The sequence below is a fragment of the Streptomyces sp. AC627_RSS907 genome (assembly GCF_019049165.1).
This window is the reverse complement of sequence record NZ_JAGMUE010000012.1, coordinates 48,846-63,179: the sequence shown is the minus strand read 5'-3', so window position 1 is coordinate 63,179 and position 14,334 is coordinate 48,846. Positions and strand designations below refer to the sequence as shown.

At 74.6% G+C, this 14,334-nt stretch carries 14 protein-coding genes and 1 riboswitch; of the genes, 7 read left to right on the top strand and 7 right to left on the bottom strand.

The features are described from left to right. Positions 1–7: 7 nt before the first annotated feature. The 6 genes from KUM32_RS03905 to KUM32_RS03880 all read right to left on the bottom strand — a co-directional run bounded on the left by KUM32_RS03905 (position 8) and on the right by KUM32_RS03880 (position 5,053). A complete protein-coding gene (locus KUM32_RS03905; RefSeq protein WP_217140345.1) occupies positions 8–1,105 on the bottom strand; it encodes a substrate-binding domain-containing protein in 1,098 nt (365 codons plus the stop codon). Positions 1,106–1,858: 753 nt separating this feature from the next. Then, positions 1,859–2,797: an SRPBCC family protein gene (locus KUM32_RS03900; RefSeq protein WP_217140344.1), complete on the bottom strand. Its 939-nt coding sequence runs from the start codon at positions 2,795–2,797 to the stop codon at positions 1,859–1,861. Then, entirely contained in the window at positions 2,794–3,390 is a 597-nt protein-coding gene (locus KUM32_RS03895) for a hypothetical protein (protein WP_217140343.1), read from the bottom strand. The genes KUM32_RS03900 and KUM32_RS03895 overlap by 4 nt, the downstream gene beginning before the upstream one ends. After that, entirely contained in the window at positions 3,387–3,920 is a 534-nt protein-coding gene (locus tag KUM32_RS43200) for a gas vesicle protein (protein ID WP_254404991.1), read from the bottom strand. The genes KUM32_RS03895 and KUM32_RS43200 overlap by 4 nt, the downstream gene beginning before the upstream one ends. A gap of 36 nt (positions 3,921–3,956) precedes the next feature. Next, positions 3,957–4,289 carry a gas vesicle protein GvpO gene (gene gvpO, locus KUM32_RS03885; RefSeq protein ID WP_217140342.1) on the bottom strand — a complete coding sequence of 111 codons (333 nt, stop codon included), beginning with the start codon at positions 4,287–4,289 and terminating at the stop codon, positions 3,957–3,959. A 107-nt stretch (positions 4,290–4,396) separates the two neighbouring features. Beyond that, complete coding sequence (locus KUM32_RS03880; protein WP_217140341.1) at positions 4,397–5,053, bottom strand: bifunctional 2-polyprenyl-6-hydroxyphenol methylase/3-demethylubiquinol 3-O-methyltransferase UbiG; 657 nt, start codon at positions 5,051–5,053, stop codon at positions 4,397–4,399. Positions 5,054–5,409: 356 nt separating this feature from the next. Here KUM32_RS03880 and KUM32_RS03875 point away from each other — a divergent pair, with 356 nt between their 5' ends. Further along, positions 5,410–6,090: a lytic polysaccharide monooxygenase gene (locus KUM32_RS03875; protein WP_217140340.1), complete on the top strand. Its 681-nt coding sequence runs from the start codon at positions 5,410–5,412 to the stop codon at positions 6,088–6,090. A gap of 121 nt (positions 6,091–6,211) precedes the next feature. Continuing rightward, a complete protein-coding gene (locus tag KUM32_RS03870) occupies positions 6,212–7,900 on the top strand; it encodes a hypothetical protein (protein ID WP_217140339.1) in 1,689 nt (562 codons plus the stop codon). A gap of 22 nt (positions 7,901–7,922) precedes the next feature. Here the strand turns inward: KUM32_RS03870 and KUM32_RS03865 are convergent, their stop codons facing one another. Beyond that, a complete protein-coding gene (locus KUM32_RS03865) occupies positions 7,923–9,218 on the bottom strand; it encodes a phytase (RefSeq protein WP_374227479.1) in 1,296 nt (431 codons plus the stop codon). 221 nt (positions 9,219–9,439) lie between these two features. On the opposite strand from KUM32_RS03865, the gene KUM32_RS03860 reads away from it, so the two are divergent. The 5 genes from KUM32_RS03860 to KUM32_RS03840 all read left to right on the top strand — a co-directional run bounded on the left by KUM32_RS03860 (position 9,440) and on the right by KUM32_RS03840 (position 14,038). Then, positions 9,440–9,826, top strand: coding sequence for a BlaI/MecI/CopY family transcriptional regulator (locus KUM32_RS03860; RefSeq protein WP_217140338.1), 387 nt, complete (start codon positions 9,440–9,442; stop codon positions 9,824–9,826). 6 nt (positions 9,827–9,832) lie between these two features. Beyond that, positions 9,833–10,765: a M56 family metallopeptidase gene (locus KUM32_RS03855; protein WP_217140337.1), complete on the top strand. Its 933-nt coding sequence runs from the start codon at positions 9,833–9,835 to the stop codon at positions 10,763–10,765. Positions 10,766–10,832: 67 nt separating this feature from the next. Next, a riboswitch (cobalamin riboswitch) is annotated at positions 10,833–11,019 on the top strand. A 165-nt stretch (positions 11,020–11,184) separates the two neighbouring features. Further along, the gene (locus tag KUM32_RS03850) at positions 11,185–12,189 is read left to right on the top strand and encodes an ABC transporter substrate-binding protein (RefSeq protein ID WP_374227478.1); all 1,005 of its coding nucleotides are present in this window, start codon (positions 11,185–11,187) and stop codon (positions 12,187–12,189) included. Further along, positions 12,186–13,223 (top strand): iron ABC transporter permease, encoded by a 1,038-nt coding sequence (locus KUM32_RS03845; protein WP_217140335.1) that lies wholly within the window; start codon positions 12,186–12,188, stop codon positions 13,221–13,223. The genes KUM32_RS03850 and KUM32_RS03845 overlap by 4 nt, the downstream gene beginning before the upstream one ends. Further along, complete coding sequence (locus KUM32_RS03840) at positions 13,220–14,038, top strand: ABC transporter ATP-binding protein (protein WP_217140334.1); 819 nt, start codon at positions 13,220–13,222, stop codon at positions 14,036–14,038. The genes KUM32_RS03845 and KUM32_RS03840 overlap by 4 nt, the downstream gene beginning before the upstream one ends. The last annotated feature ends 296 nt before the right edge of the window (positions 14,039–14,334 follow it).

The following is a 14,334-nucleotide window of genomic DNA, read 5'->3' as shown; positions in this document are numbered from 1 at the left end:
AAAACGCTCAAACGCTCACATCGGTCGGGCGGTCCGTGGATCCCCGCACCATCAGTCGCGGAAGCAACTCCACGCGCCGGCCCGGCCCGCTGCCCGGCGGCTCGGACAGCCGCTGGAGCAGCAGCTCCGCCGCCATCCGCCCCACCTCGGTCTTCGGCGGCGACACGGCCGTCAGCGGCGGTGAACCCAGCCCGGCCACGACGTCGTCGTACGCCACGACCGAGCAGTCCCGCGGCACCCGGACCGCCTCCTCCGCCAGCCGCTGCACGATCATCAGCGCGTCCACATCGCCGTGCAGCACCGTGGCGGTCGCGCCCACCTTGCGCAGCAGCGCCGGCAACTCGGCCGTCTCGTCGGCCGAGTACGGTCCGTCGGCCCCGGCCTCCGGCGCGATCAGTGCCCACGCCCACCGCTCCACCAGGGGATGCGCCCGCGCGATCTCGGCGAAGGCCGCCCGCAGCGAACGCGCGGTGGGGCTGTCGTGACGCGTGGCGAAGACGATGCGCCGGTGCCCGAGCCCCACCAGGTGCTCCACGGCCAGACGCGCGCCGTACCAGTGGTCCGAGCACACCGAGTCCAGGGCGTGCAGCGCGCTGCCGCGCCACGGGCGTCGCTCCATCAGCACCGTCGGCACCCCGAGCGCGGCGAGCCACTCGTGGTCGGCCTCCTCCTCGGCCCGGCCGCGCCAGCGCGGGGCGATCAGCAGCCCGTGCGCCCCGTCCGCCAGCGCGCGCTCCACCAGCGGGCGTTCGGCGCCGGACGCCTGCGGCGCGAGGTGCAGGGCTATGCGCACCCCGGCCCCCTCCAGGACCGTGCGGGCGCCGTGCAGGGTCTCGTTCAGATACGAGTGCCGCGCGGGGACCACCACGGCCACCCGGTCCCCGGCCGCCGCCGCGTCGGGGGGCGCGTCCGGTGCGGGCAGCGTCGACCGGACGACGCCGTGCCCGCGCCGCAGCCTGCCCTCCCGCGTCAGCTCCTCCACGTCCCGGCGCACCGTCACCACGGAGACCTGCAACTCGTCGGCGAGATCGCGCACCCGCGCGGTGCCGCGTGCCTGGACCGCCGCCAGAATCCGCTGGCGCCTGAGATCGACCGGCTCCCGCATCAGGCCTCCACCCGGGAATGTTCGTTTGAGCGATTTGCCGCCATCATAGCGATCGGTCGTCCCGGGTGTGCGCCGCTTCCGGCCCCCCGACCGGTGCGTACGGTTCCGGGCCGCCGCGGGGCACGGGCGCCGGACCCGGCTTCCGGGAGCCCAGGCGGTCATGAGCGGGCCCCTGTTCCGTGCGCCCGTGTGCCGTGTCGTCCCGCTCGGTGGCGTCCGGGTGCTCGTCCCAGCGGGCGAAGGAGTACGGGATCCACGGCCCCGGCACCCCGACCACGGCCGGATGCGTCCGGCGGCGGCGAGCTCGGCGAGGGCGCGGGTCCAGGCGGAGCACGCCGTGTCCTCCACCAGGTGGGCGGCACCGAGCGGTTGCGGAGCGCGCCGCCCGGTCGGTCGCTCGCTCTGCGGGCGGTGCCGTGTCGCGGCGACGGCGTACGGCCGATACGGCCGCAGTTCCGCGTCGACGGTCTCCGCCTCGGCCGGCGCCGCTCGTGCGCCTCCTGCCGGTCCCGGCACCGAGCGCCGGCCCGGCTGAGGCAGGCACGCCCGCCGCTGACGGCGGCACCGGCACCGGTGGTGGCGACGGCGGTGCCGGTCGCGTGCTCGGTGGCGCGCACCTGCACCGCCCGTTCCCTACGGCCCCGGAGACGGTCGAGCGGCGCGCCCAGGTCGCCGGTGACGGGCGCGCAGGTCTGCGTCTCGGGGCTCGCGAAGCGGCGGGTCGACGTCCGTCACCGCGTACTCCCCGCGCCCTCAGCGATACGGGCGGGCACGTTCGTCGTCCTCGTACGGCCCTCCGTCGTCCTCGTCGTCTTCCTCACCTTCCCGGTGGTCCCGGTCGTCCCGGTCGTCCCGGTGGTCCCGGTCGCCCTCGTCGTGCTCACCTTCCTCGTCGTCCTCGTCCTCGTCCTGGTCCCTCCCGTACCCGACGCTCTCCTCGTCGTCCTCGCCCTCTTCGGCGTCGTACTCGTCCTCCTCGTCGCCGGCGTTCTCCTCCTCCAGCGCCTCCTCGTGGCTGCGGACGACCTCGCCGTCACGGATCTCCCCGCGCCAGCCCTCCACTTCCTCGTCGCCCATCAGGGTCACGTGCCGCGCGAAGTGCTTCACGTCCAGCCGCAGCCGGCGTCCCTGGGCACGCCACAGGTTGGCGGTCTTCTCGAAGAAGCCCGCCGGGTAGTACTCGACGACCACGACGACCCGCGTCAGCCGGGGCGCCAGCTCGTGGAAGGTGACCGCGCCGCGCGTACTGCCCTTGGCGCCCTCGGAGGTCCAGACGATCCGCTCGTCGGGGACCTGTTCGAGCACCGTCGCCTTCCAGCTGCGGCTCGACGGACCGATCTTGGCGATCCAGTCGGAGGTGATCTCGTCCTTGGGGGAGACGTTGCGGACGCCCTTGGTGAAGCCGCTGAAGTCCTCGATCCGGGTCCACTGGTCGTAGACGGTGCGCAGGGGGACGCCGATGTCGACGGTCTCCATGATGTGCGTCGCCTTGACGCTCGGGCGGCGTGACCCGCCTCTGCCCTTGGAACCGCGGCCGTCGGCGGACGAGGTGAGCCGGTCGGTCAGCCCTCCGATCCGTTCCCCCGCCTTGCCCACGAGGCTCTGGCCCGTGGCGGTGACGTAGCCGCCGAGAGCGTCCTTCAGGTCGCCGAGGGGGGACGGCCCCCCGCTCTCCTGCCGGGTGGGGGTCATCCGCGCCCACCTCCGCGCCTACCGCCCGACCCCGTGGTGCTCCTGGCCGCGGCGGCCTTCCCCGCGGGGGCCGCCTTGCGCGGCCGAGCGTTCTCGTCGGCCCGCCGGGGCGGCGCGGGAGCGGGTTCGCGGTCCTCCTCCCGGTCCTCGTCGTCGAAGTAGGCGTCCTCGTCGTAGGTGTCCGCGTCGGTGTCCGCGTAGGCGTCCTCGTCAGGGGCACCGTCGTCGTACTGGCCGTGGTCGCCGTCGCCGTCCTCCGCCGCCCCGCCGCCTCCTCGTCCCGCGCCGGTGAGCGCGTCGGTTCGGGCGCGGAGGTTGTCGGCGAGGCCGGTGAGTCCGCGGTTCGCCGCGGCGGTGACGGCCGTGCGGCCGGCGGTCAGCAGCTCGCCGCGCACCTGGTCCGAGAGCTCCTGGAACTGCGGCGCCAGCTGGAGCCTGCCCAGCCCCTGGGACAGCACCTGGCCGGGGGCCGGACCGATGCGCCGGCCCGCGAGGTAGGAGGCGACGGCGAAGGCCAGTTTCGCCTTCTTCGTGCGGCCCAGCAGGTATCCGCCGGCCATGGCCGCGGCGATGGCCGCTCTGTTGTCGTTCATGCGTGTCTTCTCCGCGCTGGATCCGTGGTTGTCGTGCGGCCGGTGGGCCGCGCCGGGCGTTCGAGGAGGGCGAGCAGGCGCTCCTCCTCCCGTTCGAAGGCCGACTCATCGACGGCGTCCTCGTCCAGGACCTCCCGCGCCGCGCGCCGCGCCCCGCGGAGGACACCGAGGGCGAGCGCCGCAGCCGGCCGGACGTCGGCCTCGTGGCCGGGCCGGCGCCGTGTGCGCGCCGTCCGCCCGGCACCCGCCCTGCCCATGGTCCTGGCGACCGGACCGCCGGACCTCTCGGGCACGGTCCTGGAACGCACGCCGTGCTCCGGGCCCAGCCGGCTGCGGGCCTCCGCGTACCGCAGACAGGTGCCGACGCTCGCGGCCACGATGCGGGCGTCGGTCGTGAGGATCTCGTTGCCGACCGGGGAGACGCGCACGAAGGCGTCGGTCACCATGCCGCGGTCGAGGACGATGCCGAGGGCGTCGTAGAGGTTTCCGGCGCGGCGCGCGCAGACGGCCTCGCCGTCGTGGGTGATCATGCGGTGGTCCTTCCGGATGCCGGGCCGGGGGCCCGGTCACTGGTCCTGGGCACCGCGCCGGTAGCGGGCGAGCCGGCGGTACCGCAGCAGGGCGCCCGCCCCCGGGTCCAGCTCGGCCTCGCAGGTGGCGAGCAGGCTGGTGCTGTCGGGGATGCGTGCCGCCGCCGGCACGACCACGTCCACGTCCACGAGCCAGCCGTCGTCCTCGTTCCGGCACACCGCGGAGACCCCCTCCAGGGGGTGCCGGATCAGCTCGGACCGGACGTCCGCGGCGTGCCGGGCCGCGTCCCGGGCGCCCCCCACGGCACGCTCCCGCGTGGTCGTGGACGCGGAGGTCGTGCCGCGCCGTCGCTCGCCAGGTGCTGTCATGGTGCTCACTCTGGCCCGCGGGTCCCGGTCCGCGCGTGCGCAGTTACCCCATCCGGGGCTGTACGGGGCGGAGGCCCACGGCGGCGTACCGTCCGCGGGCGCGGGGGTCAGACGCCCGGCGCGGTGGTGGCCCGGCGCCGGCAGTGCAGGAAGACGTGCGGCTCCGGCCGGGCGTCCGGGTGGGTCGGGGTGAACATCGACGCCTCCTGCGCCAGCACCTCCAGGCCGGCCTCCTCGGCCACGGCGGTGAGATCCTGCGCGGTGAAGCTGGTGACGCGCACGGGCTGCCCCATGAAGGTGGCGTCGACGCCCTCCACGTCCAGCGGCACGGTGGCCAGGACCATGTAGCCCGTCGGTGTCAGCGCCCGTACGAGGCGCCGGACGACCGCCGTCTGCTCCCGGCGGTCCAGCTGGAGCAGTGAGAAGCACACGCAGACCGCGTCGAAGGAACCGTCCGCGAGCGGAACGTCGCGGATGTCGGCGCACCGGAAGGATGCGCCCGGTACCTGCCGCGTCGCCAGGTCCACCATGACGGGGGAGACGTCGATGCCCAGTACCTCGTGCCCGGCGTTCGCGAGCGTCTCGGCGGTGGGACGGCCCGTGCCGCTGCCGACGTCCAGCACCCGGCTGCCCGGCGCGAGCCGACCGAGCAGCCACTTCAGTGAGCGCCGGTGCGTCTTCGACGAGGCGAAGGCCTTCTCGTACTCGGCGCCCAGCGCGTCGAACGCGGCGGCGGGCCGCCGCCGTTGCTGCTCGTCGTCCACGACGGTCCCTCCGGTGGGTGAGCCGGTGCCGTAGGCATCGTTCCACCGGGAGCGAGCCGCCGACAAGGAGCCCGCCGGGCGAGCCGCCGGCCGACAACCCGATCGTCGTCGCCGGGCACCCGGCTGCGCGGACCAGGGGGTGGCACGTCCTGGTGCCACCGCCGCGCCACGGCAGTGAACGCCACCGTCGAACGGATCGAACACGCCATCGCGGACGGGAAGTGGCGCATTCGCGCGTTGCCGTTCCCTTTGGCTGGGCGCAGCCTGTTCACCGAGGGCTTGTTGGGAGCGCTCCCATGCACCCGCGCGACCTCGCCCTCGCAGCCGCCGTCCCCCCACGTGAAGGAAGGACACCCATGACTTGTCATGATCGCGCCACGATTGGCCGTCGTGTCCGACGCCGTACGACCCTCGCGCTCGGCACCCTCGCCGCGGCCCTGCTCACCCTCGTCCCCTGGAGCGGAACCGCCGTCGCCCACGGCTCGGTGGTCGACCCCGCCTCCCGCAACTACGGCTGCTGGCTGCGCTGGGGCGACGACTTCCAGAACCCCGCCATGGCCCAGGAAGACCCGATGTGCTGGCAGGCGTGGCAGGACGACCCCAACGCCATGTGGAACTGGAACGGCCTGTACCGCAACGGCTCCGGCGGCAACTTCCCGGCCGTCGTCCCCGACGGCCAGCTCTGCAGCGGCGGCCGGACCGAGGGCGGGCGCTACGACTCCCTGGACACCGTGGGCGCCTGGAAGACCACGGCCGTCACCGACGACTTCACCGTCAAGCTGTACGACCAGGCCAGCCACGGCGCCGACTACTTCCGGGTGTACGTCACCCGGCAGGGCTTCGACCCCGCCACGCAGCCCCTCGGCTGGGACGACCTCCAACTGGTCGCGACCACGGGCAGGTACGCCCCCAGCCAGAACTACGAGATCCCGGTGAGCACGTCGGGCCTCAGCGGCCGGCACGTCGTCTACACCATCTGGCAGGCGTCGCACATGGACCAGACGTACTTCCTGTGCAGCGACGTGGACTTCGGCTGACCCGCACCACCCCGTCCCCCCACCCCCGCCGGGCGCGCCGCGTCCGGCGGGGAGCACCGGTCGGTGTGACCGTCACGTGAAGTCCTCCGTGCCCGCCGGGGTGTGCGGTATACGTCCCCCCATGGACTACTACGACCTCGGCACCCACGGCCGCCCCGTGACGACCTCGTCCCCGGAGGCGCAACGGTGGTTCGACCGCGGGCTCGTGTGGACGTACGCCTTCCACCACGAGGAGGCCGTCTCCTGCTTCGAGGCCGCCGCCGCGGCCGACCCTGACTGCGCCATGGCCCACTGGGGCATCGCCTACGCCCTCGGCCCCAACTACAACAAGCCCTGGGAGGCCTTCGACGCCCAGGAGCTCGCACGGGCCGTCGACCGCACCCACGCCGCCGTCGAACGCGCCCACGAGAAGGCGGACCGGGCCACCCCGGTCGAACGCGCCCTGATCGGCGCCCTGCGCGCCCGCTACCCGCAGGCACGTGCCGTCGAGGACTGCTCGGTGTGGAACGCGCCGTACGCCGAGAGCATGCGGGCCGTCCACGAACTCGCCCCGGACGACCTGGACGTGGCCGCCCTCTACGCCGACGCGCTCATGAACCTGACGCCCTGGCAGCTGTGGGACCTGCGCACGGGCCTGCCCGCCGAGGGGGCCCGCACGCTCGAGGCGAAGGGCGTCCTCGACCGGGCGCTGGCCACCGGGACCGGACGCGACCACCCGGGCGTCCTGCACCTGTACGTCCACCTGATGGAGATGTCCGCCACCCCCGAGGCGGCCCTGCCCGTCGCCGACCGGCTGCGCGGCCTCGTACCCGACGCCGGGCACCTCCTGCACATGCCGTCACACCTGGAAGTGCTGTGCGGCGACTACCGGCGCGTGGTGTCGGACAACAGCGCCGCGATCGCCGCCGACGAGAAGTACCACGCGCGGGCCGGGGCGATGAACTTCTACACCCTCTACCGTGCGCACAACCACCACTTCAAGATCTACGGCGCGATGCTCCTCGGCCAGTACGAGGTGGCCCTCGACGCCGCCGCGCGACTGGAGGCGTCCGTCCCGGAGGAACTGCTGCGCGTCGAGAGCCCCCCGATGGCCGACTGGCTGGAGGGCTTCCTGGCCATGCGGGTGCACGTGCTGATCCGGTTCGGCCGCTGGGCGGACATCCTCCGGCTGCCACTGCCCGCCGACCCGGACCTGTACCGCGTGACGACCGCGATGCTCCACTACGCCCGCGGAGTCGCCCTCTCGGCCACCGGCGAGATCGCCGGGGCGGAGGCCGAACGCGTCCTGTTCCGTGCGGCGGTGGCCCGCGTGCCGGGGACACGCACGCTGTTCAACAACACCTGCGCCGACATCCTCGCCGTCGCCTCCGCCATGCTCGACGGCGAACTGGAGTACCGCAAGGGCGACCACGCCGCCGCCTTCGCCGCACTGGAGCGCTCGGTGGAACTCGACGACAACCTGCCGTACGACGAACCGTGGGGCTGGATGCAGCCCACCCGGCACGCCTACGGCGCCCTGCTCCTGGAACAGGGCCGTGTCGCGGAGGCCGAGGCGGTCTACCGGGCCGACCTGGGCCTGGACGACACCCTGCCCCGCCCCCTGCAGCACCCCGGCAACGTCTGGGCCCTGCACGGACTCCACGAGTGCCTGGTACGCCTGGGCAGGACGGGGGAGGCGCGGATCGTGGCGCAGCAGCTGACGTTCGCCGCCGCGCTGGCCGACGTGCGGGTCGACGCCTCCTGCTTCTGCCGCCTCGGCACCGGGCCGGCCCCGGGCGGTCCGGGCGACTGCTGCGCCGCGGACCGCTGAGCCGGCTCGGTGCCCGTCGGCGTCAGCTGTCGAGCGTGTCCATGACCTTGCCCAGGTCGACGAACTTGAAGTTGGTGGCGGACCGGTCGCCGTCACCGGGAGCGTCGTGGCCGTCCTGCACGACGAGCAGGCCGTTGGGGTAGCGGCTGCCCAGCGGCTGGTTCAGCACCGCGGCGCCGTCGCACTCCTCGGAGCCGTCCGGGCCGCCCGAGGCGGCCGTGACGCGGAAGCCGCCCTCGTACTCGTTGCGGTCGCCGATCTCGCGGTCGTAGGCGACGAAGGTGTTGTCACCCTGGCTGGAGGCCAGCAGGTAACCGTCGCCGTCCGCCTCCTGGAGGAGCGTCAGCCCCTCGACGTCGGCGGTCAGCCGGGTGCCGCCGTAGCCGGGGTCCTCACCGGCGACGCACTCGTCGCTGGGCTCGTCGTAGGTGGCCGGGACACCGTACTCCCGGACCTTGTCGATGAGCCGGGGCGTACCGGTCAGGTCGGCGCGCAGACGCCAGACGCCGACGTCCTCCTGGCCGGCGTAGAGGGTGCCGTTCGCCGGGTCGACGACCATGCCCTCGACCTGCGGCAGCTCGCCGGGCTCCCCGCAGGGGGACCAGTCGGTGCCGTTCGGCAGCCGGAAGGAAGCGGGCAGGTCCAGGGTGCGGACCTGGCGGTAGCCGACGTGCCCGGAGTCGGTCGCGGTCAGCTCCAGCAGGGCGAGCCTGGTGCGCTCACGCTGGCTGACCAGGGCGTACGAGCGGCCGGACGCCTTGTCGGTCCAGGTCGCCAGGCCGTACGCGGTGCGTTCCTCGTTGATCTCGTCCTGGTCGGCGGAGAAGATCGGCGCGGCGGCCGGGTCGGTGACGTCCGTGAGGGGGCGGTCCGGCTTGGCCGGGTCGACGCGGTAGACGCGCAGCCGGTCGTTGCCCCGGTCGGAGGTGACCGCGAGGTCGGCCCGTCCGGTGGACAGCTTCATGCCGTGCACGAGGTCGACGTTGTTGAAGCGGCCGGGTGCGTCGTCGGGGCCGGGCCCGGGGGGAGCCGGGACCGACTGCACCAGCTGCGCGTCGAGGTCGTAGACGCGCAGGCCGCCCTCCTTCGCCGTGGCGACGACGAGGCTGCGGTCGGGGTTCGCCGGGTTGCGCCAGATCGCGGGGTCGTCCGCGTCGGCGTTCCCGCCGGCCTCGTCGTCGTACAGGGGGGCCGTCTCGGACCGCGGGTGCACGGCCGGCAGCGTGTCGTCGCTGTCGGCCATGGCCGGTATCGCGGGGAGCAGGGCGACGGCCGCGGCGAGGGCGTAGGCGGCCGGCCGCCTGAGGGGGCTGGTCACGTCGGTTCTCCTGAAGTCGGGAACATGACAGCGGTGTTACACCGGGTGATCTTGGTGGCGGAGTCGGTCGCCGAGAGGTCCGCGCGGTGAAGGAAAGGAGACCGGTGGGGGAACGGCGGACGCGGCCCCCGGGGACCGTCCGGGGCGCTCGGGAAGGGCTCCGCACGGACTTCTATACGATGTGACCTCGGACGACGCACAGCGGCGGAAGGAGGCGGGTCGTGACGGATCACCGGCGTCCGCGGCGGCGGGGCCAGGGCGAGCTGGAGGCGCTGGTGCTGTCGGCGCTGCGCGAGGCGGACGGGCCCGCGACGGCCGGCTGGGTGCAGGAGCGCCTGGGCGGCGACCTCGCCTACACCACGGTGATCACGATCCTGACCCGCCTGCTGGAGAAGGGGGCGGTCGGCCGCGAGCGCGCGGGCCGCTCCTTCGCCTGGACCCCCGCCTCGGACCAGGCGGGCCTGGCCGCGCGCAAGATGCGCAAGGTCCTGGACGCCGAGAACGACCGGGAAGCGGTGCTGGCCAGCTTCGTCACCGGCCTCGACCCGGACGACGAGCGGCTGCTGCGCGACCTCCTGGGGCACACGCCCGACACGGAGGAAGACTGACGCCTCATGGGGGTCTTCGTCTTCCTGCCACTGGTCCTGCCGCTGACGGCGTGGCCGATCGCCCGGCTGGCCGAACAGCATCTGCACCCGCGGACCGCGACCCGGCTGCTCACCGCCGTGGCCGCCGTGATGGCGCTGTGCAGCACCGTCTGCCTGGCCCTGGTGATGGTGGTGGGCACCGCGCAGCTGCCGGGCAACCCCCTGCCGGACGGCTGGTCGGACCCCGAGGTCCGGGCGGCGGTGCCGTACGACGAAGTCGTCGGCAAGGCGGCGATCCCGGCGTTGTGCGCGGTGGTCGTGGCCTCGGCACGGGCCCTGTGGCGGCACGGCAGGGTACGTCGCCGCGCCCACCGCGCACTGGCCGGGCTGCCGGGCACCGGGGTCGCCGTACTGCCGGACGACGTGCCCTACGCGTACGCGCTGCCCGGCGGGGACCGGGACCGTGTGGTGGTGAGCACGGCCCTGCTCGACTGTCTCGAACCGGCCGAGCGGCGCGCGCTGTTCGCCCACGAGCGGGCCCATCTCGCCGCCCGGCACCACCGCTTCCTGCTCGCCGTCCGGCTCGCCGCGCTGGCCAACCCGTTCCTGCGGCCCCTGCGGACCGCCGTGGCCTACACGGCGGAGCGGTGGGCGGACGAGGCGGCCGCGCGGGCGGTCGGCAGCCGCCGCGCGGTGGCGACCGCGATCGGCAAGGCGGCCCTCGTCTCGCGGGGCACCCCCGTCGCCACCCTCGCCGGCCTCGCGGCCCCCGGCCCGGTGCCGCGCCGGGTGGCCGCCCTGCTGGGCCCCGCGCCGACGGCCCGCACCTGGCCCTCGGTGTTCACCTCCGTGGGCCTGGCGGCGTGGGCGGCGGCCGCCGGAACCGCCGTGTCGGCGATGTCGTCCGCGAACGCCGCCGTCACCATGTTCCTCATCCTCCGCGCCGCGACGCCCCTGTGAGCGACGCCAGGGGCCAGGACGGGGCGGCCGGGCAGCCGGCCGCCCCCGCGGAGGCGGGATGACCCTGTGGTAGCTTGCGGGAGCCAGTCGTACCCACCTGGTGGGTCAGGGAATCCGGTGAGAGTCCGGAACTGACGCGCAGCGGTGAGGGGGACGGGCGGGACACGGGCCACTGGGCGGCACACGCCGTCCGGGAAGGCGTCCCGTCCGGTCGATCCCGAGTCCGAAGACCTGCTGGCACCCGCGCCCGCGCAGGGCGCGGGCCGCACCGTACGAACGGGCTTCGCGTATGAGCCCTCGACGCCAGAGGATCTTCCTTGCCCGCAGCACGCCCCGTCGGCCCCCGCCGCCTCCTCCGTCCTCTCCGCCTCTCCCGCCGTCCCCGCTGCCGCCGTTCGTTCCGCGGTCCCGTCCTGCTGGTGACCGGCGCCCTGCTGGTCTCCGCCTGCGGCTCCGGGAAGCCCGCCACCGGCTCCGCCGCGGCGGAGCCGACGGCCGCCGGCTATCCACGCACCGTCAGTGACTGCGGGCAGCAGGTGAGGATCACCGCACCGCCCCGGCGGGCGGTCTCCCTCAACCAGGGCACCACGGAGATCCTGCTCTCGCTCGGCCTGGAGGACCGCATGGCGGGCACCGCCACCTGGACCGACCCGGTCATGAAGGGGCTGGAGAAGGCGAACGCCGGCGTGCCCCGGCTCGCCGACGACATGCCGTCCTTCGAGACGGTCCTGGACGCCGAACCCGACTTCGTCGCCGCGTCGTTCGCCTCCACCCTCGGCACCGGCGGCGTGGCCACCCGCGAACGGTTCACCGAACTGGGCGTGCCGGCCTACCTGTCCCCGTCCGACTGCGTCGGGAAGGACAACGGCGGCGACGGCGACGGCAGCCGCGTCGAGCCACTGACCATGGACACCGTCTACGCCGAAGTCCGCGACCTGGCCCGGGTCTTCGGCGTCGAGCAGCGCGGCGAGGAGCTGGTCGCCGGACTCAGGAGCCGGATCGACAGGGCGACCTCGGGCATCGACGCCTCCGGCGTCACCCTCATGTACTGGTTCGCCAACTCCACCTCGCCCTACCTGGCGGGCTGCTGCGGCGCCCCCGGCATCATGACCCGGGCGGTCGGCGCGAAGAACGTCATGGACGACACCCACGAGGAATGGCCGCAGGCCGGCTGGGAGACCGTCGCCGACCGCGACCCCGACGTCCTGGTCCTCGGCGACCTCACCCGCAGGTCCCAGACCGCCGAGACGGCCGCGAAGAAGATCGAGTTCCTGGAGTCCAACCCCGTCACCAGGAACATGACCGCCGTCAGGAAGAAGCGGTACGTGCTGCTCAGCGGACAGGCCATGAACCCCACCGTCCGCTCCGTCGAGGGTGTGGAGAAGCTGGCGGCGGCCCTGCGCTCCCACGGGCTCGCCACGTGACCACCGGCATACGCGCGACGGGCCGTGGCCACCCCGCGTGGGCGGCGGCCGGGATCGTCGTCCTGTGCGTCTCCGTGGCCGCGGCCGTCACCGTCGGCCCGGCGGACATCGGCGTCGGCGAGGTGTGGTCCGTGGTCGCCGCCCACCTCGGCGGCACCGGCGCCGCGGACGTCACGCCGATCCGGGACGGCATCGTCTGGGACCTGCGACTGCCCCGCACCCTCCTCGCGGCGGTGTGCGGCGCCGGACTCGCCGTGTGCGGGGCCGTACTCCAGTCCCTGCTGCGCAACCCGCTCGCCGACCCCTTCGTGCTGGGCGTCTCGTCCGGAGCCTCGTCCGGTGCCGTCCTCGTCGTCGTGCTCGGCGTGGGCGGCGGCGCGCTGTCCGTGTCGGGCGGCGCCTTCATCGGGGCGGTGTGCTCGTTCGCGCTGGTGATGCTGCTCAGCCACAGTCTCGGCGGCACTACGGACCGGGTGGTGCTCGCGGGCGTGGCGGCGATGCAGCTGTTCTCCGCGCTCACCTCCTTCGTGGTGATGACCGCGGCCGACGCCGAGACCACCCGCGGCGTGCTGTTCTGGCTGCTCGGCTCGCTCGGCGGCGCGGACTGGACGGACGTGGGGACCGGCACGGCGGTCCTGGTGCTGGTCCTGGCCGTGTGCCTCGGGTACGCCCGGACGCTGGACGCCTTCGCGTTCGGCCAGGACGCGGCGGCCACGCTCGGCGTCCACGTCGCCCGCACCCGGCTGGTGCTGCTGTGCGCCACCGCCCTGCTCACCGCGGCCCTGGTCGCCTCGGTCGGCGCCATCGGCTTCGTGGGCCTCGTACTGCCGCACGCCGTACGGGCGCTGACCGGCCCCGGACACGCCCGGCTGCTGCCGGTCTGCGCGCTCGCCGGGGCGGTGTTCCTGGTGTGGGTCGACACCCTGGCCCGCACCGTCCTCGCACCCCAGGAGGTCCCGGTGGGCGTGGTGACCTCGCTGATCGGCGTGCCCGCCTTCGTGCTCGTGCTGTACCGCACCCGGAGGGCACGGTGACGCTGGGCGCCGAGCGGGTCTCCCGCACCGCCGGCGGGCGGCTGATCCTGGACGGCGTCAGCCTGAGCCCCCGTCCCGGCGCCACGACCGGCCTGCTCGGCCCCAACGGCTCGGGCAAGTCCACCCTGCTGCGGCTGCTCGCCGGCGTCCTCGCCCCGGCCGGCGGCGTCGTCACCCTGGACGGCCGCCCGCTGGACCGGGTGGGCCGCCGGGACGTCGCCCGGCGTGTGGCCGTGGTCGAGCAGCAGGCGGACACACAGGTCGAGCTGACCGTCCGGGACGTCGTCCGGCTGGGCCGGATCCCGCACCGCCGCGCCTGGGCCCCGGCGTCGGCGGCCGACGAGGAGGCGGTCGCTCAGGCCCTGGAGTGCACCGGCCTGACCGGGCGGGCGGAGCGGCTCTGGCACACGCTCTCCGGCGGCGAACGGCAACGCGTCCAGATCGCCCGCGCCCTCGCCCAGCGGCCGCGCGAACTCCTGCTGGACGAACCGACCAACCACCTCGACATCCAGCACCAGCTCGATGTGCTGGCCCTCGTGGCCGCCCTGCCCGTCACCACCGTCGTCGCCCTGCACGACCTCAACCTCGCGGCGATGTACTGCGACCATCTCGTGGTGCTGTCCGAGGGGCGGGTGGTGGCGTCGGGCGACCCCGCGGAGGTCCTCACGGCGGACCTGGTCGCGGACGTCTACCGGGTACGCGCCGAGGTCACCGGCACCGGCCCGGGCGGCCGTCCGCACGTCCGGTTCCTCGGCACGCTGACGGGACAGCCGCCGAGCCCGCCCCCGTCCGGCGGTCCGCCCGTCCGGGAGTGACCGCCGCACGGTGGGCGACGCGGGCGGGACGTCCGAGCCGCCGCCCCCCCGCTCCATCGGGCGGCCCCCGCGTGTGCCGGCCCCGTCCCGACGGCGAGCCTCCACGCCGCGCAGGAGCGTGCCGTGTGCGGCCCGGCGTCGGCGGCGACGTACGGCACCGGCGCCGCGGACGACTCCCCGGCCGGTCGGGCGGAGCGTGCCACGCACTGCCGGCCTCGGCAGGGACGCAGGGCGGTGCCGACGCGGATCACACCCCGGCCGGCCGGTCGTGCTCGCGTGGCCGCCCCGGTGCGCGG